The organism is Sphingobium sp. TomTYG65 (assembly GCF_055395525.1).
Window position 1 is genome coordinate 585,642 of record NZ_AP027331.1, and the last position, 24,592, is coordinate 610,233.

Sequence of the window (24,592 nt, forward strand, 5' to 3'; positions counted from 1 at the left end):
GGCGAAAAGGGCGGCAGGGACAAGCTGCCTGCCGCCCCGCCGTCATGCTGCGCCTGCCTGCCTCCGCATGAGCACAGTGCTCTCCAGATGATCCGGGACGAATGCAGACCCCGTTCGGGCTGAGCCTGTCGAAGCCCCTGCCCTGTTCCAAACCCAACGCCACCCAAAAAAGGATCGAACACCCCTCCCCAACCGTTCATCCCTCACCAGAGGGAGAAGAGGCGCATGGCCACCATGGCAGGCGAAGCAGGGATCACAGAAAAGGACACCGCCCTCCTCGCGCTCATCACCTATCTTAAAGAGCAGCGCTATCAGTTCATCACCCCCACCCCAGCCACCCACGCCCGCATCCTCGCTCGCTCTCCAAATGCACCCGCGCAAAATCTGCGCGATGTCTTCGGCTGGTCCCGCCCCTTCGACCCGGAGCAAATCGACCAGCAACTGCTCCGCATCCTCCATCAAGCCGATGCGATTGAGCAGCACGGCGCAAGGATGAAGAGCCGCCTCCGCGTCTCCTCGCTCGGCCAGCAGCTATTCCTCCATTCCGCCTATCCGACCGACGCAGAGGATGCGGTGTTTTTCGGCCCCGACAGCTATCGCTTCGCACGGCTGATCACCCATCAGCTGACCCGCTGCCCGGAGCAAAAGGGTGCGCGCCTCGTCGACATCGGCACCGGGGCGGGGGTCGGCGCAATCGTTGCGGCGCACCTTTGCCCCTCCGTCGAGATCATCGTGACCGACATCAATCCCTTCGCGCTCCGACTCGCGCGGATCAACGCCCAGGCGGCGGGCGTGCAGGCCAAATTCATCGAGACCGGCGACCTTGCGCAAATCGATGGCGATTTCGACCTGCTGCTCGCCAACCCGCCCTATATCGCCGACACCGAAGGCCGCGCCTATCGCGACGGCGGCGGCATGCACGGCGGCGAAATATCCCTGGAGATGGCACGGCAGGCCCTCCCCCGGCTGGCCGCAGGCGGGCGTTTCATCCTCTATACCGGCAGCGCGATCGTCGATGGAAAGGACCAGTTGCACGAACAACTCGCCCAACTGTCGCAGCAGGAGCGGTGCCTGCTCCATTATGAAGAGATGGACCCCGATGTCTTCGGTGAGGAACTCAAGAACGAAGCCTATAAAGACGTCGAACGCATCGCGGTGATCGCCGCCGTTATCGAGCGACAGGCCAGCCTCCGTTGATCGCGATCAAGGCCCGGCCGTTGCAGTTGCTTGCCGGCTTGGGCATCGGGCTCCTTGCAGGCATCGCGACCAGCGGAGCGCCGCAACGCATATTGGGCCAAATCCTCCTGCCCGTCGGCAGCCTCTGGCTCGACGCGCTGACCATGACGGTGGTGCCGCTGGTCTTCGGCCTGCTGGTAACGGGCGTCGCCGCCGCCTCCCGCAGCGCCTCGGCGGGCAGCATCGCGGCCCGGGCCTTCATCCTCTTCGCCGTCATGCTGACCGCCGCCTCGGCCATCGCAGCCATATTGGCGGACGGATTGCTGCGGCTCTGGCCCGCCGCGCAGGGCATGGCGCAGGCCGCCAGCACGCCGCCACCGGCTACCGGCCCCAGCGAATGGTATCATGCGATCATCCCCGCCAATCCCATCAAGGCGGCCGCCGAAACCGCCATGGTCCCGCTGGTCGTGTTCGCTCTCTTCTTCGGCTTTGCGGTCGCCCGGATCAGCAAGGACTTGGCCGAAGCGCTGCTGAAATTATTGAGCGGCCTTGTCGAAACCATGCTGGTGATCGTCGGCTGGGTTCTGGCGGTAGCGCCCATCGGCATCGCCGCGCTCGCCTTCCGGGCCGGGGCGCGGCTAGGCGCCGGCGTTCTGGGCGCCTTCGCGCAATATGTCGCAGTCGTGGCCCTCTGCTGCCTTGCCGCGACACTGCTCGCTTATGTCTGGGCCGCGATCCTCGGCCGCGTCTCGCCCCTGCGCTTCGCCCGCGCATCCCTGTCGGCCCAGGCGGTCGCGCTCGGCACCCAATCGTCGCTCGCGACCCTCCCGGTCATGGTCGAAGCTGCGCGCGAGCTTGACGTTCCGGAAGAAAGAGCCGCGATCGTCCTGCCCATGGCCGTCTCGCTCTTCCGCGCGGCCAGCGTCGCCGCCAACGTCGCGGTCACGCTCTACCTCGCCCATCTCCACGCCGTACCAATCGGCCCCGCGCAACTCACGCTGATAGCGCTCGTCGCCGTTCCGGTCAGCCTCGGCGCAGTCGGCCTTCCCGCGCAGGTGTCCTTCTTCGCCACCATCGCCCCCATCTGCATCGCCGCCGGAGTGCCCGTCGCCGCGCTGCCCCTGCTCCTCGCGATCGAAGCGATACCGGACCTCTTCCGTACGGTCGGCAACGTCACCAATGACATAGCCATAGCCTGCGCCACCGGCCGCTCCCCCGCCCGCGAAATAGGCTTTGAATAGCCTACCCAACCGGTCCCATTCACCTTCCAAAGCGGATAGGAGAGGCCCCTTCAGAAAATGCGTTCAATTCGCCATTTCATTCATGGAAAAACCGCTCCGATCACCCAGGCTCCGACGCCTGAGTGATCTTCGCCACCCCTGCTTCATACTTCAGATTGTGCACCGAAATAGCCGTTTCCACCCGCTGCACCCCCGGCAAGCTGCGGATCTGCCGCGTCACCAGTTCATTCAACTGTTCGATGTTGGTGAAAAGCCCCATCGCCAGCAGATTGTAGCGGCCCAGCAGCAACACGACGCAGTTGATCTCCGGAATCTTCCGCAACTGCTCGGCAAGCTCGGTAACGCGCGACGGGTCGGCGTCGATGCCCATCATGCAAAGGTTCGGCGATCCGGCCAGGCGGAAATCCGTCACCACCGTGAAATGGATCAACCCCTCCTTCTGCAGGCGCTTGATCCGCGACCGGATGGTGCCCTCGGTCACGCCCAGTTCCGCGGCGATCGCGCGGTTGGAAATACGGGCGTCGCGCGACAGTTTCTCAACGATCTTTCGGTCCAGCGGATCGAGCCGGTGGCGGCTCATGTCGGTCATAGCGGAACCACGTTGAATTCATATTTGACGATATCGACGGCCACTCCGGAGTCGATCTGCGCAACGCCTTCGATGCCGGAGATATGATCGTAGAGGAATTCCTGGACCTCCGAAAAATCATGCAGCGCGACCATCAATTCCAGGTCATACCCGCCGTTCATGGCGTTCACGCTCAATACTTCGGGAAATTTGGCGAGGTCGCGGCCTACATCCTGGATGCTGCGCCCTTGCACCCGCACGCCGACGGCGATGATGACATTATAGTCTCGCGCAGCAAAGTCGGTCACAGCGACCACGCGCATCGCGCGCGCATCCTCCATCTTCTGCAGGCGCGCCGAAACGGTCGCCGCTGTCACCGACAGCTGCTGCGCTATGTCCTGGTTCGTCGCGCGGCCATTCGTCCGCAGGATTTCGATGATGTTATTGTCCAGAGTGTCCAGTGAAGGCGGTGATGTTGTCCGCCCGTTCCTTATCTGCATTCCACCATGCCTCCCATCACCGGCGGACCATAGCGCTCGAAAATGGAGAGTGCCACAGAGCCCGCAGCCCCGCTAGGGCGGGCATTACGGGCGATCTTTGGGAATGCACAGAAATCAGGCGAGAGCCGGCGAATGTGCCGCCTATGGCGAGCGTCTCGTCCTTGGGATGCGTAAAAGACAGCACTAGCAGACGAGGTGAAAATATTTCATCGCGCTGCGCTTTGCATCAGTCTTGAAGGAGCCTTCTCACGTTTTCGGTAGCGATTTTGGCGCGTTGTGCGGGTGGTATATTGAGGTTGATGGCGTTTTGCTGGGGTATTTCGATGCTGAGGGGTGTGTTGGGGTTGAGGGTGTTGAGGAACGCTCTGATGTTGAAGCTGCCTTGTCCGGGGAGGAGGCGCTGGATGCCGGCTTCCCATTCGATTTGGGTGGGATCGATGGTTGCGGGTCCGTCGGAGATTTGGGCGATGGCGATGCTGGGGTGGTCGAGGAGGGCCATGCTGGCGTCGATATCGCCGCCGCGCATGATGTGGAGGAGGTCGAGGGTGACCTTGATGTCGGTGCGGGCTGTGCGGTCTATTTCGTCGAGGGTGTCGGCGAGGGTTCTGACCTGGGAGGGCGGATAAAATTCGATGGCGAGCGCGATGGTGTAGGTTGCGGCGAGTTCGGCCAGTTCGATGAGCTTTTCGGTGCGGCGGACGGGATCGCGGTCGTAGCACAGGACATTGGCAAGGCCCGCGCCGAGCGCTGCGCCGGTTTCGAGCGCGGGCGCGAAGTCCTGGGGGTTGGTACGCCCTGCCATGGTGAAGGGGTAGATGAGATCGACGCTGACCCCGGTGGCGGCGAGCGCGTCGCGGGTTCGGCGCAGCGCTTGGGCGTCGCGCACCAGGTCATAGGGTGGCATGGCGGGCAGCACCTCCATCGAGTGGAGGAACGGGCAGATGCCGGCGCACCCTGTCTCGGCGGCGATTTCCGCGAGCTGCCAGGGGGTGGTGTCGGTGACGGTGATATGGTCGAGCGACAGGCGTCTATCGGCCATATCCTCTCCTTCCTGCTGGTTGCGAGGCTTAGGGGCGCAGCGGTTGGCCGCGCCCCTGCGCAAGGTCAGGCCGCGGCTTCGCGCGCCTTGACCATGTCGAGCGCGACATCGACGATCATGTCTTCCTGTCCGCCGACCATCTTGCGGCGTCCCAGTTCAACGAGGATGGTGCGGGTGTCGAGGCCGTAGGTTTCGGCGGCCTTTTCGGCATGGCGCAGGAAGGAGGAATAGACCCCGGCATAGCCAAGCGCGAGGGTTTCGCGATCGACCCGGACCGGGCGGTCCTGCAGCGGACGAACGAGATCTTCGGCCGCGTCCATGAGCGCGTTGACGTCGCAGCCATGGTTCCAGCCCTTGCGGTCGGCAGCGGCGATGAACACTTCGAGCGGGGCATTGCCCGCGCCCGCGCCCATGCCGGTGAGCGAGGCGTCGATGCGCACCGCGCCGCACTGCGCCGCGACGATCGAGTTGGCGACGCCGAGCGAGAGATTGTGGTGGGCGTGGATGCCGCGCTGGGTTTCGGGCTTCAAGACCCGGTCATAGGCTTCAAGCCGGGCCTTGACCCCATCCATGTCGAGCGCGCCGCCGCTATCGGTCACATAGACGCACTGCGCGCCATAGCTTTCCATGAGGAGAGCCTGCTCGGCGAGCTTCTCCGCATCGATCATGTGGCTCATCATCAGGAAGCCGGACACGTCCATGCCCAGGTCCCGGGCGATGCCGATATGCTGCTTGGAGACGTCGGCTTCGGTGCAGTGGGTCGCGACCCGGACGGAGCGCACGCCGATATCATAGGCGCGGCGCAGCTCCTCGACCGTGCCGACGCCGGGCAGGATGAGGGTGGTGAGTACCGACCTTGTCAGCACCGAGGCGACGGCTTCAAGCCATTCCCAGTCGGTATGCGCGCCAAAGCCATAGTTGAAGCTCGCGCCATTGAGGCCATCGCCATGGGCGACCTCGATCGCATCGACGCCCGCGTCATCCAATGCCTTGGCGATCGCCTTCACATGGTCGATGCCATACATGTGGCGGATGGCGTGCATGCCATCGCGCAGGGTGACGTCCTGGATATAGAGCTTGTCGCCCGCCTCGACGTTGAACGGCTTGTTGGACTGGGCGCTCATGCTGCCACCTTCTTTCCTTCGCGGATGCGCTGCGCGAGCAGCTCGCCGGTCGCCTTGGCGGCGGCGGTCATGATGTCGAGATTGCCCGAATAGCTGGGGAGATAATCGCCCGCGCCCTCGACCTCGAGCAGGATCATGGTCTTGATGCCGGTGAACTCGCCGCGGCCGGGGATCTTGAGCTTGTTGTTGTCGCCAAAGCGCTCGAACTGCACTTCCTGCTTCAAGCGGTAGCCCGGCACATAGGCCTGGACCTTCTTGACCATGGCTTCGACCGAGGCGCGGATGGTCTCCTCGTCGGCGCCTTCGGACAGGGTGAAGACGGTGTCGCGCATGATCATCGGCGGTTCGGCGGGATTGAGGATGATGATCGCCTTGCCCTGCGCGGCGCCGCCGACCTTTTCGATCGCGCCCGCGGTGGTGCGGGTGAACTCGTCAATATTGGCGCGGGTGCCGGGCCCTGCCGAGCGCGAGGAGACCGAGGCGACGATCTCGGCATAATGGACGGTCGCGACCTCAGAGACCGCGGCGACCATCGGGATCGTCGCCTGTCCGCCGCAGGTCACCATGTTGACGTTTCCGGCGTCGAGATTGGCTTCGCCATTGACGGTCGGGATGGTGTAGGGGCCGATCGCGGCGGGGGTCAGATCGACCACCTGCTTGCCGTCCTTGCGCAGCGCTGCGTCATGGACCTTGTGGGCGTAAGCCGAGGTCGCGTCGAACACGATGCCGATTTCGGGATAGACGGCCATTTTCTTGAGGCCCTCGATCCCCTCATGGGTGGTGGCGACGCCGCGCTCGCGCGCCATGGCGAGCCCTTCGGACGCCTCGTCGATGCCGACCACGGCCACCAGTTCCATATTCTGCGGATATTTGATCATCTTGATCATGAGGTCGGTGCCGATATTGCCCGACCCGATGATCGCCGCCTTGACCTTGTCCGTCATCATTCACTCCTCACGGCATCGCAGATCCCAAGCGATGCGTCATTCAACCTATATGAAGCGCGCGGTGCAGCTGCCAACGCCATGCAGCTGCATTTCGAACACATCGCCTGGCCGTGCCGGTTCGAGCGGCACCAGGCTGCCTGACAATATCACATCGCCAGCCTCTAAGGTAACGCCATAGGCGCCCAGCGTATTGGCGAGCCAGGCGACCGCCTGGGCGGGCGAACCCTGCACCGCATGACCATAGCCCTCCGACAAAGGTTCGCCATTTTTGGTGACCGTGACATGAAGGTTGGGCAAGTCGTGATCGCGCGGGTCCACGCGCGCGTCCCCCAGCACATAGACGCCGCAGGAGGCATTGTCCGCGACGGTGTCGACGATGCCGATCTTCCAGTCCTGGATGCGGCTGTCGACGATCTCGAAACAGGGGACGATGGCCTGGGTCGCGGCAATCACCTGCTGCGCCGTCACCCCCGGCCCCTTGAGGCTGTCTTTCAGGATGAAGCCGATCTCGGCCTCGGCGCGCGGGGCGATAAGGCCGTTGGCGGCGACATCGATATCGCCCTCGATGAACATCCGGTCGGTGAGGAAGCCGAAGTCGGGCTGGTGCACGCCCAGCATGTCCTGCACCGCCTTGGAGGTGACGCCGATCTTCTTGCCGATGACGCGCTCGCCATCGGCCTTGCGCTTTTCGAGCGCGCCCAGCGAGATGGCATAGGCATCGTCGATGGTAAGCTGCGGATAACGCGCCATCAGCGGCGGCACGGTGATCCCCGCGCGCAGCGCCTGGTAGAGCTCGTCGGCGAGGCTTTCGTTAAGGCTCTGGGCGTTAAGGCTCTGGGCGTCAAGATCGCTCACAGATAGGCTCCATCCTGGAAGATGAGGGGATCGACCGCGTCCGACAGGCGCACCGCCTCGACCCGCGCAATGACGATGCTGTGGGTGCCATAGGGGGTCATGCTGTCGATGGTGCAGCTAAGATTGGCCTGCGCCTCCTCCAGGATCGGCAGGCCATGGGCGTCAGCGGTCCAGCTGCCGACGCCAAAGCGGGCCTCGCGCGCCACCGCGCCGCCAAAGGCGGCGGACACGTCGCGCTGGTGGCGCGAGAGGAGGTTGATGCTGACCGGGCAGCCGGGGGTCAGGTGGGCGTGGATGCCGGCCGACTGGTTGACGCAGACGAGGACCGCGGGCGGGTCCATGGTGAGCGAGGTGATCGAGGTCGCGGCCATGCCGACCGGCGCCTCCTCGCCCAGCGCCGTGACGATCGCCACGCCCGAGGCGAGGCGGCGCATCGCGCCCTTGAGACCTGCGGTGACGTCCACGGGCTGCGGAACAGGCACGGATTGCGCAGGGGCGGCGTCAGCCATTCTTGAGGAAATCCAGCGAATAGCGGTTGAACTCTGCCGCCCGTTCGACCTGCACCCAATGGCCGGTCTGCGCGAAGGTGAGGCTGCGCACGTCGGGGCAGGCGTCGAGGAAGAGGCGGGCGTGGCTTTCGGGGCAGAATTCGTCATTGAGGCCCCAGAGGACGAAGATCGGCTGCTTGACTTCGCCCAGGCGCGGTCCAAGGTCCGGGGTCTTCACCCGCGCGAGCACATCCTTGGGCTGGGTGCGCGCGACCGCGAACCGCTCCTCGACCAGCGCGTCGGTGACATGGTGGAGCGAGGAGGGATGCATGAGGTTGCTGATGAGGCGGCGCTGTTCCTCGATGTTGAAGTCGGGGCTGCCAAAGCCCGAGCGCATCTTGGCGATGCCGGGCATGGTGAAATAGCTCGCCTGCTCGGCAACACAGCCCGGCGCCATCAGGATGAGCTTGTCGATCGTGAACTCGGGATGGTCGAGCGCGATCTGGAGGGCGATGCCGCCGCCCAGCGAATTGCCCACCAGCGTGCCGCTGGTGACGCCATGCTGCTTCAGGGCATCGAGCAGGGTCTGGGTGAACAGCTCGAGCGGATAGTCGGTTTCGGGCTTGGAGGATTGGCCATAGCCGATAAGGTCGGGCAGGATGACGCGATAGCCAGCGTCCGCAAAGGTCTGGGCGTTGTTGCGGAAGTTGGACGCGCCCGACGCGCCCGGGCCGCTGCCATGGATGAAGATGACGGCCGGGCCGTCACCTGAAATTTCCGCGACGGAAATATCATATCCGCCCGCGACCTTATAGGTCTTGCGGCTCAGTTCACTGGCCATGAGGATCCTCTTTTTTGCCTGTCAGATGAAGGTGAAGGCGGGCGGTTCGCCGTTCATCGTGCCGATGACGTCGCTGGTGCGGTTGGCCGGGTCGTTGGCGACATGGGCGCGCGCGGCGTGGAGGTCGAGCCAGGGCTGGAGGATCGGGCTCGACATGTAGATCGCCCGGCCGCCCATCAGCTTGACCATGTCGTCGGCAAGGTCGGCCATGCGGCGCACGACATTGGAGGACTGGTAGGCAAAGAGCGCGCGCTTTTCCATCGGCACCGGCTCATTGCGCTCGGCATAGTCCATCAGTTCGTTGAAGGTCGTGCGGTGGGTCAGCTCCATCTCGTTGGTTTCGGCGATCGCGCGGGCGATGGCGGCGTGGAGATGGGGGTCGGCCTTGGCGGCCTTGCCGGTGTTGGTCGAGACGCGGCTGCCCATGATCTCCATCGCGGCCGAGGTGGCGGCGCGGATGCCGCCGAAGGCGGCGCTGGAAACCGAGCGGATGAAGAGCTGCGCCCAGGGGATGCGGTAGAGCGGCGCGTCATTGGTCTTCTGCCCGGGATTGGTGCAGGCAAAGCCGTCGACGGCGCGGTGGGTGCGATATTCGGGCACGAAGACGCGCTCGACGAGGATGTCGAAGCTGCCGGTGCCCTGCAGGCCGAACGTGTCCCAGGTGCCTTCGATCACCTGATAGTCCGAGCGCGGCAGCAGGAAGGTGCGCATGTCGGGCGGACCGCCATCGGTATCGAAATTGATGGCGCCCAGGAGCACCCATCCGCAATGGGAGGAGCCTGAGGAAAAGCCCCAGCGGCCCGAAAGGTAGAAGCCGCCGTCGACCTTTTCCACCTTGCCGACCGGCTGATAGGTGGAGGAGACGAGCATGTCGGGGTCCTCGCCCCATACTTCCTTCTGCGCCTCGTCATGGAAGAGGGCGAGTTCATAGGGGTGGCAGCCCAGCACGCCGTAGATCCAGCCTGTCGACATGCAGCCTTCAGCCAGCGCCTTCTGAATCTCGAAGAAGACATTGGGGTGCATCTCATAGCCGCCATAGCGCTTGGGCTGGAGCACGCGGAAGAAGCCGGCCGCCTTCATCTCGGCGACGGTCTCGACCGGCACGTCATGGGCGAGCGTGCAGGCGCGCGCGCGTTCGCGCAGCACCGGGATCATCGCCTTGGCCCGGGCAATCAGGGTTTCGGCCGAGGGAAGCTCCTCGTCCTGGCCAATGGGTCGAGTTGCGGCTGCCCCGGTCATCATCTTCTCCATGTCGGCGACTCAATGCTCAAAATTTGCTATATGCGTAGTTTATATAATCTGCTATTACGCAAACTGTCAAGACAAACAGGGCTTGCGCATTTGGGCCGTTGCTTATAGGCGGATCGGGAACGAATTGCCATAAGCTCGTTGAGCGCATGCGAATGCACCTTTCCAGGGCCACGCAAAATCCAAGGCAGTGCTTGCCATATGCGTATGGGAAAGGTCATTTTGGAACGCTCCTCAACGCGCATGGCGGGGCAAGTGGGATAAAGAAGGGCGAGGCGGCAGAATGGCAGTGATTTCGCTGGGCTATGTGGTGATCGAGGCGCAGGACCTCGGGAGCTGGCAGGATTTCGCCTGCAATATCGCAGGATTGATGGCCGCAGCCTCGCCGCGCGAGGACGTCGCGCTCTTCCGCATGGACGACCGGCCCTACCGCCTGTGGGTGGAAAAGGGGGAGCAGAACCGCTTCGTCGCCCCGGGCTGGGAATGCGCGAATCGCGAGGATTTCGAATCGCTCCTGGCCCGCATCGAGGCCGCCGGGCGGCCGGTGACGCGCGCGGGCGTCATGGAGGCGCGCGCGCGGCAGGTCTATGAACTGGCCCGCTCGTCGGACCCGGCCGGCAACGCCATGGAGATCTTCTACGGCCGCTTCGTCGACTATGCCCCCTTCACCTCGCCCGCAGGCGTCAGCCGCTTCGTGACCGGCAGCGATGGCGGCGCGGACGGCGACATGGGGATGGGCCATGTCGTGCTCACCGCCCCCAATTTTGACGAGACCCACGCCTTCTACAAGCAGGTGATGGGCTTTGGCGACACCGACCTTGGCCGCTTCTACCTGCAGGGCGGCGGCGAGGACGATCCGGGCGTGGGCTTTGCCTTCCTCCACTGCAACCCGCGCCACCACAGCCTGGCGCTGGGGCAAATGCCCGAAAGCCCCAATGGCGCTGTGCACATGATGCTGGAAGTGGGCAGCCTCGAGGATGTCGGCCGCGCCTATGACCGGGTCTTGAAGAGCAAGGGCAAAGTTCCCCTGTCGGCGAGCCTTGGCCGCCATGTCAACGACAAGATGACCTCTTTCTACATGCAGACACCAGGCGGTTTTGACATCGAATATGGATGGAACGGCCTGGTAATAGACCCCGACACATGGGTCCCCACCACCAGCCTCGCGGTAAGCGACTGGGGCCATAAATGGGCCCATGAACAGGACTGACCGGCAGGACGACTGGCAGGACTGGCGCACGGGACCGGACGAGACTGACGCAAAAGGATGACTGAGACTATGCTCGACAAGCGCATGACGGTGGACGACATCGTCGACCAGATTTCCGACGGAATGACCATCGGCATCGGCGGGTGGGCCACCCGCCGCAAGCCCATGGCGCTCATCCGCGCCATCGCCCGGTCGAACCTCAAGGACCTCACCGTCATGGCGGGCTATGGCGGCATGGACATCGGCCTGCTCGCCGCCACCGGCAAGATCAGGAAGCTCGTCTTCGCCTTCGCCAGCCTCGATCATTATCCGCTCGAGCCGCATTTCCGCAACGCCCGCCAGGCCGGCGCCTTCGAGGTGCTGGAACTGGACGAGGGCATGTATCATTGGGGCCTGCGCGCAGGCGCGATGAAGCTGCCCTTCCTGCCGACGCGCGTCGGCATCGGCACCGACATCATCAACCAGTCGGGCTTCGACTTCAAATTCGTCAAGAGCCCCTATGAGGATGGCGAGGAATTCGTCGCCATGCCCGCACTCGTCCCCGACATCGCGCTCATCCATGCCCATCGCTCCGACGAGCGCGGCAACATCCTCACCCTCTCGGTCGACTCGCTGTTCGACGAACTGCTGGTGCGCGCGGCGAAGAAGAGCTTTGTCACCGTCGAGAAGATCGTGCCGACCGCAGAGCTCGATATGAAGAAGAACAGCCGCTACAATCTGGTCGAGCGCGCGATGATCAACGGCGTTGCCGAGGCGCCGCTCGGTGCCCACCCGTCGAGCGCCGCACCCGACTATCAGCTCGATCTCAAGCACATCAAGACCTATGTCGAAAGCGCCGCCTCGCCCGAAGCCTGGGCCGACTATAAGGCGAAATATATCGACGTGTCCGAAGCGGACTATCAGGCGGCGATCGGCGGCGAAGAAGCCGTCAAGCAGCTCCCCGTCCCCATTTACTAAGAGCGAGACCGAACATGACCCAGAATAGCTATTCGCTCGCTGAACTCGTCATCGCCGCCTGCGCCGAAGTCTGGCGCGAGGATGGCGAGGTGATGGCGACCGGCATCGGCCCCCTTCCCCGCATCGGCGCTGGCCTTGCGAAACTGAGCTTCGCGCCTGCCATCCAGACCACCGATGGCGAAGCCTGGTACACCAGCGAGCCGGTCGGCCCCGGCAAGCGCGCCGCCGAGCCCGAGTTTGAAGGCATCGCCAATTATGACCGCGTCTTCTCCGCCCTGTGGAGCGGCCGCCGCCACGCGCTGGTCGGCCCGGTGCAGATCGACCGCTATGGCCAGGCCAATATCTCGGTGATCGGCGACCACAAGAAGCCCAAGGCGGCGATGCTGGGCGCGCGCGGTTTTCCGGGCAACTCGATCAGCCACCCCAACAGCTTCTTCTTCCCCAACCACAACAAGCGTGCGTTCGTGGAAGGCGAAGTCGATTTCGTCTGCATGGCGGGCTACAATCCGGCGCGCTACCGCAATGGCGGGCCGCCCCAGGGCCTCGACCTGCGCCGCATCATCACCAATCTTTGCGTGATGGATTTCGGCGGCCCCGATCACCAGATCCGCGTGATCTCGCTGCATCCGGGCGTCACCTTCGAGGAAGTGCAGGACAATACCGGCTTCCCGCTCGCGAAGGTCGAGGGCGAAATCCCAACCACGCCTGCGCCGACCGCGCAGCAGCTGGAGCTGATCGCGAAGATCGATCCCAACAATGTCCGCGCGACCGTGTTCAAGGACAATCCGGCCGGAGACAGAAGGGCAGCCTGAGATGAACGAGACCGACCGCCTGGTCGAACCGCAGCAGGTCGACATTGTTTACGAGACGGATGAGCCGGTCACCTATGAGGTGATCGATCATGTCGCATGGATCATGATGAACCGCCCGGGCTTCAACAATGCCCAGAACGGCCAGATGACCTATGCGCTTGATGACGCGTTCGTGCGCGCCGTGAACGATGACGATGTGCGCGCGATCGTGCTGGGCGGCAACGGCAAGCATTTTTCGGCAGGCCACGACATCGGCACGCCCGGCCGCGACGTGCACAAGCATTTCGAGAACCGGCTGCTGGTGCCGGGCCATGTCAACAAGCCTGCCGCCGAACTGCTCTATACCCGCGAGAAGGAGCAATATGTCGGCATGTGCCGGCGCTGGCGCGACGCGCCAAAGCCGACCATCGCCATGGTGCAGGGCGCCTGCGTCGCAGGCGGCCTCATGCTCGCCTGGGTGTGCGACCTCATCGTCGCCACCGACGACGCCTTCTTCCAGGACCCGGTCAACCGCATGGGCATCCCTGGCGTCGAATATTTCGCTCATGCCTATGAACTGCCGCCGCGCGTCGCCAAGGAGTTCCTGCTCTTAGGCGAGCGGATGAGCGCGAGCCGAGCCGAAAGCTTCGGCATGGTCAACAAGATCGTGCCCCGCGAAGCGCTGCGCGAGACCGTCGCGGCCATGGCGGCCAAGCTCGTCGCGCAGCCCCGGCTTGGCAACTGGCTCACCAAGCAGGCGATCAACCATGTCGAGGAGCTGATGGGCAAGCGCAACGCGATGGAGGCGCAATATCATATGCACCACTTCGCCCACGCCCAGAATGACCTGACGCAGGGCAGCTCGATTGCGGGCCTCGACGCCAAGAAGATGGCGGAAGCGAACAAAAAGCAGGCGAGCGAATGATGGGTGATCCGCTGCACACGATCATGACCGAGCGGCTTGGCTGCCGCTGGCCGATCATCCAGACCGCGATGGGCTGGGTCGCCGAGCCGAGCCTCGTCATCGGTTCCAGCAATGCGGGCGCGTTCGGCTTTTTGGGCGCGGCGGTGATGACGCCCGACGAAGCGCGCGAGAAGCTGCTTGCCGTCCGCCGTGGCACCGACAAGCCCTTCGGCGTCAATTTCCACAGCTTCCAGCCCGGCGCCGACAAAATCGTCGAACTGATCCTCGCCAACAAGGATCAGGTGCGCGCGGTCAGCTTCGGCCGCGGCCCCAACGCCAAGATGATCGGCCGCTTCAAGGATGCAGGGATCCTCTGCGTCCCCACCGTCGGCGCGGTCAAGCATGCGCAGAAGATGGTCGAACTGGGCGTCGACATGGTCAATGTCCAGGGCGGCGAAGGCGGCGGGCATACAGGGTCCGTCCCCACCACCGTGCTGCTCCCCCAGGTATTGGATGCCGTCAAGGTGCCGGTGATCGCGAGCGGCGGCTTTGCCGACGGGCGCGGCCTTGCCGCAGCGCTGGCCTATGGCGCGGTCGGCATCGCGATGGGCACGCGCTTCCTCCTCACCAAGGAAAGCCCGGTCCCCGACAGCGCCAAGGCGGAATATCTTAAAGCTTCTACGGACCGGATCGTCGTCACCACCAAGCTGGACGGCATCCCCCAGCGGATGGTCCGCACCCGCCTCATGGACAAGATCGAAAAGTCCGGAAAACTGGGCATGTGGCTGCGCGCGATCGAAGCGAGCGCGGCGATGAAGAAGCTGAGCGGGGCAAGCTGGCTCGACATGATCAAGTCGGCCAAGGGGATGACCGGCCATGGCCAGGTGCCCTTGAAACAGGCGATGATGGCCGCGACCATGCCGATGCTGATCCAGAAGGCGGTGGTCGATGGCGACATCGAACATGGCGTGATGGCGACCGGCGTGGTCGGCGGACGCATCGATGAAATACCCAGCTGCCAGGAACTGGTCGACCGCATCGTCGCAGAAGCGCATGAGCGCCTTGCAGCGCTCGCTGCGCTCGGCCGCGAGACCGCCAGCGCGGCCTGAGGAGAGGGCCTGAGGAAGAAGGACAAGACATGCCGATTACGCTCACCATCAAGGACCGGATCGCCGAAATCCTGTTCGACCATCCGCCGGTCAACGCCTTCGACACCAAGGGCTGGGAATCGATTCCCGGCCTCGTCTGGGAAGCCTCGCGCAATCCTGAGGTGCGCTGCATCCTGATCCGCGCCGAAGGGCGGGGTTTTTGCGGCGGCGTCGACATCAAGGAAATGGCCGCGCACCCCGAGCGCATCGCAAAGCTCAACAAGGATAATTATCTCACCTTCAAGGCGATCCGCGAATGCGAGATCCCGGTGGTGGGCGCGCTCCACGGCTTCGTCATCGGCGGCGGCGTCAATATCGCGGGCGCCTGCGACGCGCTGATTGCCGCGGAAGGCGCCTATTTCTCGCTGCCCGAGATCGACCGCGGCGCAATGGGCGGGGCGGCCTTCATGAGCCGCATGCTGCCGGTCCAGATGGTGCGCGCCAATTTCTTCACCGGCGGCCGCATCCCGGTCGAGGACGCCTATCGCCACGGATCGGTCCACAAGGTGGTGCCGCTCGAGCAGCTCAAGGAAGAGGCCTACGCCTTCTGCGAGGTGATCGCGTCCAAGAGCCGCGCGGCGCTCGTCATCGCCAAGCAGGCGCTCAATCTCATCGAGCCCACCGATCCTTCCGCCCATTACCGGATCGAGCAGGGCTTCACCCTCGAAATGTACATGCATGAAGACAGCCAGAAGGCGCGCGACGCCTTCGCCGAAGGAAAGGGCACGGCGAAGTTCTGATGGACCTCAACTACACTCCCGAGCAGCAGGCGTTCCGCGCGCAAGTCCGCAGCTGGCTCGAAGCCCATGTGCCATCAGAACCGCTCGAGCATTTCGACGCGACGCGCGAAGGCTTCGAGGCGCACCGGCAATGGGAAAAAACCCTGAAGTCGGGCGACTGGGGCATGGTGACCTGGCCACGCGAATATGGCGGGCGCGGCCTTGACCTCATCCAGTGGCTGATCTTCGAGGAAGAATATTATCGCGCAGGGGCGCCGGGCCGCGTCAACCAGAACGGCATCTTCCTGCTGGGGCCGACGCTGATCGAATTCGGCACCCATGAGCAAAAGCAGCGCTTCCTGCCCAAGATGGCGTCGGGCGAGGAAATCTGGGCGCAGGCCTGGTCCGAACCGCAGGCAGGCTCGGACCTTGCCGGCGTGCGCGCCACCGCGACGCGGGAGGGCGACGACTATATCCTCAATGGCCACAAAATCTGGTCGAGCCGCGCGGTGTTCGCCGACTGGGCGTTCGGCCTGTTCCGCGAACCGGGCAGTGAGCGACACAAGGGGATGAGCCTCATCTTCTTCCCGCTCAATGCTCCGGGCGTGACGGTCAATGCGATCAAGAAGATCAACGGCCATGTCGGCTTTGCCGAGATTTTCCTTGAAAATGTCCGCGTCCCCGCCTTCAATCGCCTCGGTGAGGAAGGCCAGGGCTGGCACATCTGCATGGCGACCGCCGGGTTCGAGCGCGGCCTCATGCTACGCTCGCCCGCCCGCTACCAGGTGGCGGCCAAGAAGCTGGCCGAACTGTGGGCCGCCAACAAGGACAGCGCTGACCCGGCGCTCGAAGCCGATGTGGTGCGCGCGCACATGAATGCCGACGCCTATGCGCTCAACATCTACCAGACCGCCTCGCGGCTGATGGCGGGCGCGAAGATCGGGCCTGAGGCGTCCACCAACAAGATCTTCTGGTCGGAGCTCGACATTCATCTGACGCAGACAGCGCTCTCGATCCTGGGGCCACAGGCCGAACTCACCCACGAAGCGCCCGACGCGAACGCCGTCGATTGGATCGACGACTATATCTTCGCGCTCGCCGGGCCCATCTATGCCGGATCGAACGAGATCCAGCGCAACATCATCGCCGAGCGCATGCTCGGCCTGCCGCGCTAAGGGGGAATAAAGAGATGGATTTCACCCTCAGCGATGAACAGCTGATGTTTGCCGAGACCGCGCGCTCGCTCTTCGCCGACAGCTCGACGCCCGACCATTGGCGCCGCATGATGGAAGCGGGCGAGGCGATCGACCCCACGCGCTGGGCGTCGATCGTCGAGACCGGCCTCACCCTTGTCCTGCTCCCTGAAAGCGCAGGCGGGATCGGGCTTGCCGAAACCGACTTTGCCCTGATCGCCCAGGAAGCAGGCTATGTCGTCCTGCCCGAGCCGCTGATCGAGAGCGCAGGCGTCGCCGCCCCGATGCTCGCCGCGCTTGCGCCCGATCATGAACTGCTCGCCGATCCCACCGCTGCGATCGCGATCCAGCATCCGCTCAATCCCTATGTCGCCAATGCCGACAGCGCAGCGGCGATCATCCTGCACCAGGATGGCGAGGCTTATCTCGCCACGCCCGACCAGGTGACGCTGACCGCCCAGCCCAGCATCGACCCCTTCCGCCGCCTCTTTTCGGTCGAGTGGAGCCCGAGCAACGCAACCGCGCTGGGGAAGGCCGACTGGGACCTGGCCTTGGACCGCGCGGCCCTGTTCAACGCCGCCTTCGCCCTGGGCCTCGCCCAGCGCTCGGTCGACCTTGCGGTCGACTATGCCAAGGAACGCCAGCAGTTCGGCAAGCCGATCGGCAGCTACCAGGCGGTCAAGCATCACCTCGCCTCCGCGCAGGTCGCGATCGAGTTCGCCAAGCCTGTGGTGGCCGCCGCCGCCGCCGAAATCGGCGCGCGCGACACGCAAGCCCGCGCCCGCGTCAGCCATGCCAAGCTGGTTGCCCTGGAAGCGGCCGACAAGGCCGCCCGCGCCTCGATCCAGGTGCATGGCGCGATGGGCTATAGCTGGGAGGTGGACGTCCACCTGTTCCTCAAGCGCGCCGTCGCCCTGACGCAAAGCTGGGGCACGCCTGCCTATCACCGCGCGCGCATCGCCACGCGCATCTTCACCCAGCCCATGGGGCCGGACCAGACCTTCGCACGAGAGGCCGCCAATGCCTGAAGCCTATATCATCGACGCCGTCCGCACCCCCGTCGGCCGCAAGAAGGGCAGCCTTGCCCATGTCCACCCGGCCGACCTTGGCGCGCATCCGATCAAGGAACTGGTGACCCGCACCGGCATCGATCCTTCCCAGGTCGAGGACGTCGTCTGGGGCTGCACCGAGACGATCGGCGGCCAGGCGGGCGACATCGGCCGTACCGCATGGCTGGTCGCGGGTCTGCCTGAAGATGTGCCCGGCGTCACCGTCGATCGCCAGTGCGGTTCAAGCCAACAGGCGGTCCATTTCGCCGCGCAAGGCGTGATGAGCGGCACGCAGGACCTGGTGGTCGCAGGCGGCAGCCAGGCGATGAACCAGATCCCGATCATGGCCGCGATGATCGCCGGCGCGCAATATGGCTTCGACAGCCCCTTCCATGGGTCGAAGGGCTGGATCGAGCGCTATGGCGATGAAGAAGTGAACCAGATCAAGTCGGCCGAGATGATCGCCGACAAATGGGGCATCAGCCGCGCCGCGATGGAAGAGTTCAGCCTCGCCTCGCACCAGCGCGCCCAGGCCGCCTGGGACAATGGCTGGTTCGACAAGGAAGTGGCTCCGTTCGAGGGCCTCGCCCGCGACGAGACCATCCGCCCGACCACCTCGCTCGAGGGCCTGGCATCCTTGAAGCCCGTCAATGAAGGCGGCATCATCACCGCGGGCGTCGCCAGCCAGAATTGCGACGCGGCAGCCGCCCTCCTCATCGCCAGCGAAAGGGCGGTCAAGGAACATGGCCTCAAACCCCGCGCCCGCATCCATCATCTTTCGGTGCGCGCCGCAAACCCGGTCTGGATGCTGACCGGCCCCATCCCCGCCACCCAATATGCGCTCAAAAAGGCGGGCATGAGCATCAACGACATCGACCTCTTTGAATGCAACGAGGCCTTCGCCAGCGTCACCATGGCCTGGATGAAGGAACTCGACGTGCCCCATGAGAAGGTCAATGTGCAGGGCGGCGCGATCGCGCTGGGCCATCCGATCGGGGCCACCGGCGCGCGGCTCATGACCACGCTCTTGAATGCCCTTGAGCGCACCGGCGGCCGCTATGGCCTCCAGACCATGTGCGAAGGCGGCGGCCAGGCCAACGTCACCATCATCGAGCGGCTCTGACGGGAAAGCGGCCCCCATGCCCTGCTACGCCTATCAGGGGATCACGCCCGTCGTCGATCCATCGAGCTACGTCCATCCGCTCGCCTCGCTGATCGGCGACGTGATCGTGGGGCCGGGCTGCTTCATCGCCCCGGGCGCGTCGCTGCGCGGCGACTTCGGGCGGATCATCGTCGAGGGCGACAGCTCGATCCAGGACAGCGTCACGGTGCACGCCAACCAGCTGCGCGACACGGTGATCAGGCGCGGGGCGACGATCGCGCATGGCTCGATCATCCATGGCTGCGAGATCGGCGAAAATGCCCTGATCGGCATGAATGCGGTGATCCTCGACAATGCGGTCATTGGCGATGAAAATCTCGTCGCGGCGCTTAGCTTGGTGAAGTCCGACACGGTCACCCCGCCGCGCAGCCTGGTCGTGGGCAACCCGGCCAAGGTGGTCAAGAGTTTCGAGCCGCACCAGGTCACCTGGCGCAACAATGGCGAGGGGGAGTATCAGAAGCTCGCCCGCTCGGCGCTCAGCGACCTCATCGAGGCGCAGCCGCTGCGGGAGGCCGACGAAGCGCGTCAGGCGCAGCGCAGCCAGTCGGAGGCGGTCGCCGTGCGCCTGACCGGGGAGACCGCGCAGCATCGCGAAGCCCAAGCGGCGCAGCGGGAAGGCAAGCCATGAGCAGCGCCACGGCGATCACCAACCTCCTCTACCGCTATGCCGAGCTGATGGACGCAGGCGACCTTGAAGGCGTCGCCGCGCTGTTCGAGCGCGCGCAGGTCAAGACCGGCGGCGGCGAAGTGGTCGAAGGGTCAGCGCCGATGCTCGCGCTCTGGCGCGCCCATGTGCGGCTTTACCCTTGCGGCACGCCGCGCACCAAGCACATCATCACCAACCCCATCGTCGAGGTGGACGAGGCGGCAGGGACCGCCACCTGCCGTTCCTATTACACCGTGTTCCAGGCGACCCCCGACCTGCCGCTCCAGGCGATCTGCGCGGGCCGCTATCATGACGCCTTCGTCCGGGTGGACAAGGCATGGCATTTTTCGCAGCGGGATTATTCGCTGCTCGATCTGGTAGGCGACGTGAGCCAGCATCTGCTGATCCCGGTCGCCGCATGACAGGCTTTTGAAGGAGTAAGGCAAGTGGGTATCTGCGAAGGACGTGTTGCGATCGTGACCGGGGCGGGCAATGGCCTGGGCAAGGCCTATGCGCTGGGCCTCGCGGCGGAAGGCTGCAAGGTCGTGGTCAACGACCTTGGCGTTGGCACCCATGGCGAGGCGGGCGCGACCAAGGGCGCGGCCGAACAGGTGGTGGACGAGATCAAGGCGATGGGGGGTGAGGCCGTTGCCAACACCGACGACGTCGCCGATTGGGACGCGGGCAAGCGCATGGTCGAACAGGCGCTCGACAGCTTCGGGAGCTTGCATGCCGTGGTCAACAATGCCGGCTTCGTGCGCGACCGCATGTTCTTCACCTGCTCCCCTGAAGAATGGGACGCGGTGATCCGCGTCCATCTGCGCGGCCATTTCTGCACCTCGCGCCACGCCGCTGAATATTGGCGCGCGCAGAGCAAGGCGGGCAACCCGGTCGACGCGCGCATCATCAACACGACGAGCGGCGCGGGCCTCCAGGGCTCGGTCGGCCAGTCGGCCTATTCGACCGCCAAGGGCGGCATCGCCACGCTGACGCTGGTGCAGGCGGCCGAACTTGGCCGCCTTGGCATCACCGCCAACGCCCTTGCCCCCAATGCCCGCACCCGCATGACCAATACCGGCGCGTTCGACATGGAGGCCAAGGAAGGCGAGTTCGACCTGTTCGCGCCTGAAAACATGGCCCCGCTCGTCGCCTATCTGGTCTCGGAACAGTCGAAGGGCGTCACCGGCCAGGTGTTCGAGCTGAAGGGCGGCCAGGTCTTCCTCTCGCAAGGCTGGACCGACAGCCCCGCCTTCGACAAGGGCGCGCGGCTCGAGCCACAAGAAATGGATGCGATCGTGCGCAAGCTCCTCCAAACCCGCGAGCCTGCAAAGCCGGTTTACGGAGCCGCCTGATGGACTTTGCGCTCAGCGACGACCAGCGCGCGATCCAGGAAGCCGCGCGCGACTTCCTGACCGACGCCGCCAACCCCGACGTCATCCGCGCCGCGGTCGAAGGGGCCAGCGGCTTTGACGAAGGGCTCTGGGCGAGCTTTGCCGAAATGGGCTTTGCCGGGCTCATGATCCCCGAGGCCCAGGGCGGCCTTGGCCTGGGCGCGGTCGAAATGGCGCTGGTCTTGGAAGAAACCGGCCGGGTCCTGGCGCCGGTTCCCTTTTTCGAGACCGCCGTGCTCGCAGTCCAGGCCGTGCTTGCCGCAGGCAGCGAGGAACAGCAGGCGGCGCTGCTGCCGCGCCTCGCATCAGGCACCCGCGCCAGTTTCGCAGGGACCGCAAGCCGTCCGACCCTGGCGAACGGCCGCTTGACCGGCAAGGCCGAGTTCGTGACCTTCGCCCATGTCGCAGAGTTCATCATCGTCGCCACCGCTGATGAGAGCCTCATCGTCCTCGAAGCCGACACGCCCGGCCTCACGATCGAAGCGCTCCCCAGCCTCGACCGCACCCGCCGCTTTGCTTGCCTCACCTTCGACTGCGCCGTCACCCCGGACATGATCCTGGGCGAACCCGGCAGCGCCAAGACGGCGATCGCGCGCACGCTGACCATCGGCGCTGGCCTGCTCGCGGCTGAACAGACCGGCGGCATGCAATACAGCCTCGACGCCACCGTCGATTACGCCAAGCAGCGCGTTCAGTTCGGCCGTCTCATCGGCTCCTTCCAGGCCTATAAGCATATGCTCGCCGACATGATGCTGCTGGTCGAAGCCTCGCGCTCGGCGGCCTATTACGCCGCCGCCGCGATCGATGAAAATGGCGAGGAACTGGCCGAGGCCGCCCATGCCGCGCGGGCCTATGTGTCGGACGCCTATCGCTCGGTCTCGGGCGACGCGATCCAGCTCCATGGCGGCATCGGCTTCACCTGGGAACATCACGCCCATCTCTATTTCAAGCGCGCGCGCGCAACTGCGAGCTGGCTCGGCACGCCCGATGCGCACCGCGAAGCCCTGGCCGCGCTGCTGCTCGACGGAGACAAGATCGCCGCATGACGGGCGCCCGCGCCCCCTCCTCCCCCATGCAGGCCATGGCGATGGACGGCTTTACCGGGCCGCAGGCGATCCGCGCCCGCGACCTGCCCGTCCCTGCGCCCGGCCCGGGGGAGGCGCTGGTCCAGATCGCGGCGGTGGGGGTCAACCCGGCCGACTGGAAAGCCTGCGCGGGCTTTCTCCCCTTCCTGCCCGACAGCTTCCTGCCCCTGATCCCCGGCTTTGACGGGACCGGCACGGTCGTGGCGACCGGGCAAGGGGTGGAAGGGCTCGAGCCCGGGACGCGCGTCGCCTTCCTGTCCTCCCTGCCGCTGGGGCGCGGCGGCACCTGGGGCGACTATGCCATCTGCCTCGCCGCCCAGGCCGTCGCCCTGCCCGAAAGCCTCTCCTTTGCCGCTGCCGCCACCATCCCGGTGCCCGGCATCTCCGCGCGTGAAGCCCTGCTCGCGCAAGGGCAGCTCGCGTCCGGCGAGCGCGTACTCGTCAATGGCGGATCGGGCGGCACGGGCCTCTGGGCCATCCAGATCGCGCGAGAAGCCGGAGCCCAGATCGCCGCGACCGCAGGGCCCGCCAACCAGGATTTGCTCGCCGCGCTCGGCGTCGCCTGCCCGATCGATTACCGCCATGAGGATGTGGCGCAAAGGATCGCGCAGTGGGCGCCCGATGGCGTCGATCTCCTCCTCGACACGGTCGGCCAGGGCAGCATTGCCGATCCCGCCGCGCTGATCCGTCCGGGCGGCCGCTATGTCGCGATCGAGACCATGCTTCCTGATGAAACGCTGCCCGATGCGGAGCGCTTCGCCGCCAAGGGCATAGCCACGATCCGCACCTCGGCCAGTTTCGAAAGCGCGCCCGCCCATCTCGCAGCGCTCGTTACCGCCACCGCGCAAGGGCGCATGACGCCCCCGCCGCTTGAAACCCTCCCCTTGAGCGAGGCCGCCGCCGCCATGGCGCGCGTGCGCGAGGGCCATGTGCGCGGCAAGATCATCCTTGTCACAGACCATCAGGCGGCCACTACCGCCGCAACCATGAAGGACCATTCCGCATGACCCCGACCTCGCCCGTGCCGCCCTATCCGACGCCGCTTGGGCTTCTCAAGGGCAAGACCGTGGTCGTGACCGCGGCGGCCGGCACCGGCATCGGTTTCTCCGCCGCCAAGCGCGCCGCCGAAGAGGGCGCCAAGCTCCTCATCAGCGACTTCCACGAACGCCGCCTCAATGAGGCCGCCGACCGCATCGCCGATGAAGTCGGCTGCGAGCGGCCTGCCCTGTTCGTCTGCGACGTCACCAGCGAAGAGGCCGTGCAGGGTTTGCGCGATGCGTCGCTTGGCCAGCTGGGCCGGGTCGATGTCCTCATCAACAATGCAGGGCTGGGCGGCGAGGTCGATATTATCGACATGACCGACGAGCAGTGGGCCCGCGTGTTCGACGTCACCTTGACCTCGCTCTTCCGCATGACCCGCGCGTTCCTCCCCTCCATGTACGCCGCCAAGTCCGGCGTCATGGTCAATAACGCCTCGGTGCTGGGCTGGCGCGCGCAAAAGGGCCAGGCCCATTATGCCGCCGCCAAGGCCGGGGTCATGGCCTTCACCCGCTGCGCCGCGATCGAGGCGGCCGAATATGGCGTGCGCATCAACGCGGTCTCGCCCAGCCTTGCCATGCACCCCTTCCTCGCCAAGGTGACCACCCAGGAAGCATTGGACAAGCTCGTCGAAAAGGAAGCCTTCAAGCGCCCCGCCGAGGTCTGGGAAATCGCCAACGTCATGATGTTCCTCGCCTCCGATCTCTCCTCCTACATGACCGGCGAGATCGTCGCGGTCTCGAGCCAGCGGGCGTAACATGGCGACCATCTTCGAAAATCCGCGCGATCTCCTCGGCAAGGAGGGCACGAAGCTCGACACCTCCGACTGGCTCACCATCGAGCAGTCGCGCATCGACGCCTTTGCCGACTGCACCGGCGACCATCAGTGGATCCATGTCGATCCGGTCCGCGCGAAAGACGGTCCGTTCGGCGCGACCATCGCGCATGGCTATCTCACCCTCAGCCTCGTCAACCTGTTCATGCCCCAGATCGTCGAGGTCCGCCGCTTTTCCGCAGGGGTGAATGTCGGCATGGACAAGACCCGCTTCCTCAATCCCGTCGTGGTCGGCTCGCGCATTCGCGGCACAGGCGAAATCGTCTCGGCCGAAGAAGTGAAGGGCGGCGCCATCCAGGCGGTGATCCGCGTCACCGTCGAGATCGAGGGTAAGGACAAGCCCGCCTGCGTGGTCGACACCATCAACCGCTATTTTCCGGAATAGCCGCTTGGCCCGCGCCTTCCTCGCCCTCACATTGAGCCTGCTCGCCACCAGT

At 65.1% G+C, this 24,592-nt stretch carries 27 protein-coding genes; 18 read left to right on the plus strand and 9 right to left on the minus strand.

What is annotated here, in order from left to right:
* Positions 1-225: 225 nt before the first annotated feature.
* Together ACZ5Y5_RS16475 and ACZ5Y5_RS16480 are read left to right on the plus strand one after the other, a co-directional pair.
* Complete coding sequence (locus tag ACZ5Y5_RS16475) at positions 226-1,197, plus strand: methyltransferase (protein ID WP_464811575.1); 972 nt, start codon at positions 226-228, stop codon at positions 1,195-1,197.
* On the plus strand, positions 1,194-2,417 hold the full coding sequence (locus ACZ5Y5_RS16480; protein ID WP_464811576.1) for a dicarboxylate/amino acid:cation symporter: 1,224 nt from the start codon (positions 1,194-1,196) through the stop codon (positions 2,415-2,417). Before ACZ5Y5_RS16475 ends, ACZ5Y5_RS16480 begins: the two co-directional genes overlap by 4 nt.
* A gap of 100 nt (positions 2,418-2,517) precedes the next feature.
* Here the strand turns inward: ACZ5Y5_RS16480 and ACZ5Y5_RS16485 are convergent, their stop codons facing one another.
* The 9 genes from ACZ5Y5_RS16485 to ACZ5Y5_RS16525 all read right to left on the minus strand — a co-directional run bounded on the left by ACZ5Y5_RS16485 (position 2,518) and on the right by ACZ5Y5_RS16525 (position 10,018).
* Positions 2,518-3,006 carry an Lrp/AsnC family transcriptional regulator gene (locus tag ACZ5Y5_RS16485; RefSeq protein WP_464811577.1) on the minus strand — a complete coding sequence of 163 codons (489 nt, stop codon included), beginning with the start codon at positions 3,004-3,006 and terminating at the stop codon, positions 2,518-2,520.
* Positions 3,003-3,485, minus strand: coding sequence for an Lrp/AsnC family transcriptional regulator (locus tag ACZ5Y5_RS16490; RefSeq protein ID WP_464811578.1), 483 nt, complete (start codon positions 3,483-3,485; stop codon positions 3,003-3,005). The genes ACZ5Y5_RS16485 and ACZ5Y5_RS16490 overlap by 4 nt, the downstream gene beginning before the upstream one ends.
* 226 nt (positions 3,486-3,711) lie before the next feature.
* Positions 3,712-4,524 (minus strand): sugar phosphate isomerase/epimerase family protein, encoded by an 813-nt coding sequence (locus ACZ5Y5_RS16495; RefSeq protein ID WP_464811579.1) that lies wholly within the window; start codon positions 4,522-4,524, stop codon positions 3,712-3,714.
* A 65-nt stretch (positions 4,525-4,589) separates the two neighbouring features.
* Positions 4,590-5,648, minus strand: coding sequence for a 4-hydroxy-2-oxovalerate aldolase (gene dmpG / locus ACZ5Y5_RS16500; RefSeq protein WP_464811018.1), 1,059 nt, complete (start codon positions 5,646-5,648; stop codon positions 4,590-4,592).
* Entirely contained in the window at positions 5,645-6,592 is a 948-nt protein-coding gene (locus tag ACZ5Y5_RS16505) for an acetaldehyde dehydrogenase (acetylating) (protein ID WP_464811017.1), read from the minus strand. The genes dmpG and ACZ5Y5_RS16505 overlap by 4 nt, the downstream gene beginning before the upstream one ends.
* 48 nt (positions 6,593-6,640) lie before the next feature.
* A complete protein-coding gene (locus tag ACZ5Y5_RS16510) occupies positions 6,641-7,345 on the minus strand; it encodes a fumarylacetoacetate hydrolase family protein (RefSeq protein WP_464811610.1) in 705 nt (234 codons plus the stop codon).
* Positions 7,346-7,446: 101 nt separating this feature from the next.
* The gene (locus ACZ5Y5_RS16515; protein WP_464811016.1) at positions 7,447-7,959 is read right to left on the minus strand and encodes a flavin reductase family protein; all 513 of its coding nucleotides are present in this window, start codon (positions 7,957-7,959) and stop codon (positions 7,447-7,449) included.
* Complete coding sequence (locus tag ACZ5Y5_RS16520) at positions 7,952-8,779, minus strand: alpha/beta fold hydrolase (protein ID WP_464811015.1); 828 nt, start codon at positions 8,777-8,779, stop codon at positions 7,952-7,954. The genes ACZ5Y5_RS16515 and ACZ5Y5_RS16520 overlap by 8 nt, the downstream gene beginning before the upstream one ends.
* A 21-nt stretch (positions 8,780-8,800) precedes the next feature.
* Positions 8,801-10,018 carry an acyl-CoA dehydrogenase family protein gene (locus tag ACZ5Y5_RS16525; protein WP_464811014.1) on the minus strand — a complete coding sequence of 406 codons (1,218 nt, stop codon included), beginning with the start codon at positions 10,016-10,018 and terminating at the stop codon, positions 8,801-8,803.
* Positions 10,019-10,310: 292 nt separating this feature from the next.
* Between ACZ5Y5_RS16525 and ACZ5Y5_RS16530 the strand changes: the two genes are divergently transcribed.
* From ACZ5Y5_RS16530 to ACZ5Y5_RS16605, 16 genes are read left to right on the plus strand one after another with little or no spacing between them, the layout of a single operon-like run.
* Positions 10,311-11,237, plus strand: coding sequence for a VOC family protein (locus tag ACZ5Y5_RS16530; protein ID WP_464811013.1), 927 nt, complete (start codon positions 10,311-10,313; stop codon positions 11,235-11,237).
* Positions 11,238-11,294: 57 nt separating this feature from the next.
* On the plus strand, positions 11,295-12,194 hold the full coding sequence (locus ACZ5Y5_RS16535) for a CoA transferase subunit A (protein WP_464811012.1): 900 nt from the start codon (positions 11,295-11,297) through the stop codon (positions 12,192-12,194).
* 14 nt (positions 12,195-12,208) lie between these two features.
* Positions 12,209-13,006 (plus strand): CoA-transferase subunit beta, encoded by a 798-nt coding sequence (locus tag ACZ5Y5_RS16540; RefSeq protein ID WP_464811011.1) that lies wholly within the window; start codon positions 12,209-12,211, stop codon positions 13,004-13,006.
* A 1-nt stretch (position 13,007) separates the two neighbouring features.
* Complete coding sequence (locus tag ACZ5Y5_RS16545; RefSeq protein WP_464811010.1) at positions 13,008-13,910, plus strand: enoyl-CoA hydratase; 903 nt, start codon at positions 13,008-13,010, stop codon at positions 13,908-13,910.
* A complete protein-coding gene (locus ACZ5Y5_RS16550; protein ID WP_464811009.1) occupies positions 13,910-14,998 on the plus strand; it encodes an NAD(P)H-dependent flavin oxidoreductase in 1,089 nt (362 codons plus the stop codon). The genes ACZ5Y5_RS16545 and ACZ5Y5_RS16550 overlap by 1 nt, the downstream gene beginning before the upstream one ends.
* Before the next feature lie 29 nt (positions 14,999-15,027).
* Positions 15,028-15,777: an enoyl-CoA hydratase family protein gene (locus ACZ5Y5_RS16555; protein WP_464811008.1), complete on the plus strand. Its 750-nt coding sequence runs from the start codon at positions 15,028-15,030 to the stop codon at positions 15,775-15,777.
* Positions 15,777-16,931, plus strand: a complete 1,155-nt coding sequence (locus tag ACZ5Y5_RS16560; RefSeq protein WP_464811007.1) for an acyl-CoA dehydrogenase — start codon at positions 15,777-15,779, stop codon at positions 16,929-16,931. The genes ACZ5Y5_RS16555 and ACZ5Y5_RS16560 overlap by 1 nt, the downstream gene beginning before the upstream one ends.
* Before the next feature lie 14 nt (positions 16,932-16,945).
* Positions 16,946-17,977, plus strand: coding sequence for an acyl-CoA dehydrogenase family protein (locus tag ACZ5Y5_RS16565; RefSeq protein WP_464811006.1), 1,032 nt, complete (start codon positions 16,946-16,948; stop codon positions 17,975-17,977).
* The gene (locus ACZ5Y5_RS16570) at positions 17,970-19,121 is read left to right on the plus strand and encodes an acetyl-CoA C-acetyltransferase (RefSeq protein WP_464811005.1); all 1,152 of its coding nucleotides are present in this window, start codon (positions 17,970-17,972) and stop codon (positions 19,119-19,121) included. The genes ACZ5Y5_RS16565 and ACZ5Y5_RS16570 overlap by 8 nt, the downstream gene beginning before the upstream one ends.
* A gap of 16 nt (positions 19,122-19,137) precedes the next feature.
* Positions 19,138-19,788, plus strand: a complete 651-nt coding sequence (locus ACZ5Y5_RS16575) for a gamma carbonic anhydrase family protein (protein ID WP_464811004.1) — start codon at positions 19,138-19,140, stop codon at positions 19,786-19,788.
* Entirely contained in the window at positions 19,785-20,228 is a 444-nt protein-coding gene (locus ACZ5Y5_RS16580; protein ID WP_464811003.1) for a nuclear transport factor 2 family protein, read from the plus strand. Before ACZ5Y5_RS16575 ends, ACZ5Y5_RS16580 begins: the two co-directional genes overlap by 4 nt.
* Positions 20,229-20,252: 24 nt before the next feature.
* On the plus strand, positions 20,253-21,158 hold the full coding sequence (locus tag ACZ5Y5_RS16585) for an SDR family oxidoreductase (RefSeq protein WP_464811002.1): 906 nt from the start codon (positions 20,253-20,255) through the stop codon (positions 21,156-21,158).
* Positions 21,158-22,243 carry an acyl-CoA dehydrogenase family protein gene (locus ACZ5Y5_RS16590; RefSeq protein WP_464811001.1) on the plus strand — a complete coding sequence of 362 codons (1,086 nt, stop codon included), beginning with the start codon at positions 21,158-21,160 and terminating at the stop codon, positions 22,241-22,243. Before ACZ5Y5_RS16585 ends, ACZ5Y5_RS16590 begins: the two co-directional genes overlap by 1 nt.
* Entirely contained in the window at positions 22,240-23,289 is a 1,050-nt protein-coding gene (locus ACZ5Y5_RS16595; RefSeq protein WP_464811000.1) for an NADP-dependent oxidoreductase, read from the plus strand. The genes ACZ5Y5_RS16590 and ACZ5Y5_RS16595 overlap by 4 nt, the downstream gene beginning before the upstream one ends.
* Complete coding sequence (locus tag ACZ5Y5_RS16600) at positions 23,286-24,077, plus strand: SDR family oxidoreductase (protein WP_464810999.1); 792 nt, start codon at positions 23,286-23,288, stop codon at positions 24,075-24,077. The genes ACZ5Y5_RS16595 and ACZ5Y5_RS16600 overlap by 4 nt, the downstream gene beginning before the upstream one ends.
* 1 nt (position 24,078) lies before the next feature.
* Positions 24,079-24,540: a MaoC family dehydratase gene (locus ACZ5Y5_RS16605; protein WP_464810998.1), complete on the plus strand. Its 462-nt coding sequence runs from the start codon at positions 24,079-24,081 to the stop codon at positions 24,538-24,540.
* Positions 24,541-24,592: the final 52 nt, after the last annotated feature.

Excerpts from the sequence above, each read along its gene's own strand:
- ACZ5Y5_RS16475 (WP_464811575.1), top strand. The coding sequence starts at position 226 with ATGGCCACCATGGCAGGCGAAGCAGGGATCACAGAAAAGGACACCGCC.
- ACZ5Y5_RS16485 (WP_464811577.1), bottom strand. The coding sequence starts at position 3,006 with ATGACCGACATGAGCCGCCACCGGCTCGATCCGCTGGACCGAAAGATC.
- ACZ5Y5_RS16490 (WP_464811578.1), bottom strand. The coding sequence starts at position 3,485 with ATGCAGATAAGGAACGGGCGGACAACATCACCGCCTTCACTGGACACT.
- ACZ5Y5_RS16495 (WP_464811579.1), bottom strand. The coding sequence starts at position 4,524 with ATGGCCGATAGACGCCTGTCGCTCGACCATATCACCGTCACCGACACC.
- dmpG (WP_464811018.1), bottom strand. The coding sequence starts at position 5,648 with ATGAGCGCCCAGTCCAACAAGCCGTTCAACGTCGAGGCGGGCGACAAG.
- ACZ5Y5_RS16505 (WP_464811017.1), bottom strand. The coding sequence starts at position 6,592 with ATGACGGACAAGGTCAAGGCGGCGATCATCGGGTCGGGCAATATCGGC.
- ACZ5Y5_RS16510 (WP_464811610.1), bottom strand. The coding sequence starts at position 7,345 with ATGGCGCGTTATCCGCAGCTTACCATCGACGATGCCTATGCCATCTCG.
- ACZ5Y5_RS16515 (WP_464811016.1), bottom strand. The coding sequence starts at position 7,959 with ATGGCTGACGCCGCCCCTGCGCAATCCGTGCCTGTTCCGCAGCCCGTG.
- ACZ5Y5_RS16520 (WP_464811015.1), bottom strand. The coding sequence starts at position 8,779 with ATGGCCAGTGAACTGAGCCGCAAGACCTATAAGGTCGCGGGCGGATAT.
- ACZ5Y5_RS16525 (WP_464811014.1), bottom strand. The coding sequence starts at position 10,018 with ATGACCGGGGCAGCCGCAACTCGACCCATTGGCCAGGACGAGGAGCTT.
- ACZ5Y5_RS16530 (WP_464811013.1), top strand. The coding sequence starts at position 10,311 with ATGGCAGTGATTTCGCTGGGCTATGTGGTGATCGAGGCGCAGGACCTC.
- ACZ5Y5_RS16535 (WP_464811012.1), top strand. The coding sequence starts at position 11,295 with ATGACTGAGACTATGCTCGACAAGCGCATGACGGTGGACGACATCGTC.
- ACZ5Y5_RS16540 (WP_464811011.1), top strand. The coding sequence starts at position 12,209 with ATGACCCAGAATAGCTATTCGCTCGCTGAACTCGTCATCGCCGCCTGC.
- ACZ5Y5_RS16545 (WP_464811010.1), top strand. The coding sequence starts at position 13,008 with ATGAACGAGACCGACCGCCTGGTCGAACCGCAGCAGGTCGACATTGTT.
- ACZ5Y5_RS16550 (WP_464811009.1), top strand. The coding sequence starts at position 13,910 with ATGGGTGATCCGCTGCACACGATCATGACCGAGCGGCTTGGCTGCCGC.
- ACZ5Y5_RS16555 (WP_464811008.1), top strand. The coding sequence starts at position 15,028 with ATGCCGATTACGCTCACCATCAAGGACCGGATCGCCGAAATCCTGTTC.
- ACZ5Y5_RS16560 (WP_464811007.1), top strand. The coding sequence starts at position 15,777 with ATGGACCTCAACTACACTCCCGAGCAGCAGGCGTTCCGCGCGCAAGTC.
- ACZ5Y5_RS16565 (WP_464811006.1), top strand. The coding sequence starts at position 16,946 with ATGGATTTCACCCTCAGCGATGAACAGCTGATGTTTGCCGAGACCGCG.
- ACZ5Y5_RS16570 (WP_464811005.1), top strand. The coding sequence starts at position 17,970 with ATGCCTGAAGCCTATATCATCGACGCCGTCCGCACCCCCGTCGGCCGC.
- ACZ5Y5_RS16575 (WP_464811004.1), top strand. The coding sequence starts at position 19,138 with ATGCCCTGCTACGCCTATCAGGGGATCACGCCCGTCGTCGATCCATCG.
- ACZ5Y5_RS16580 (WP_464811003.1), top strand. The coding sequence starts at position 19,785 with ATGAGCAGCGCCACGGCGATCACCAACCTCCTCTACCGCTATGCCGAG.
- ACZ5Y5_RS16590 (WP_464811001.1), top strand. The coding sequence starts at position 21,158 with ATGGACTTTGCGCTCAGCGACGACCAGCGCGCGATCCAGGAAGCCGCG.
- ACZ5Y5_RS16595 (WP_464811000.1), top strand. The coding sequence starts at position 22,240 with ATGACGGGCGCCCGCGCCCCCTCCTCCCCCATGCAGGCCATGGCGATG.
- ACZ5Y5_RS16600 (WP_464810999.1), top strand. The coding sequence starts at position 23,286 with ATGACCCCGACCTCGCCCGTGCCGCCCTATCCGACGCCGCTTGGGCTT.
- ACZ5Y5_RS16605 (WP_464810998.1), top strand. The coding sequence starts at position 24,079 with ATGGCGACCATCTTCGAAAATCCGCGCGATCTCCTCGGCAAGGAGGGC.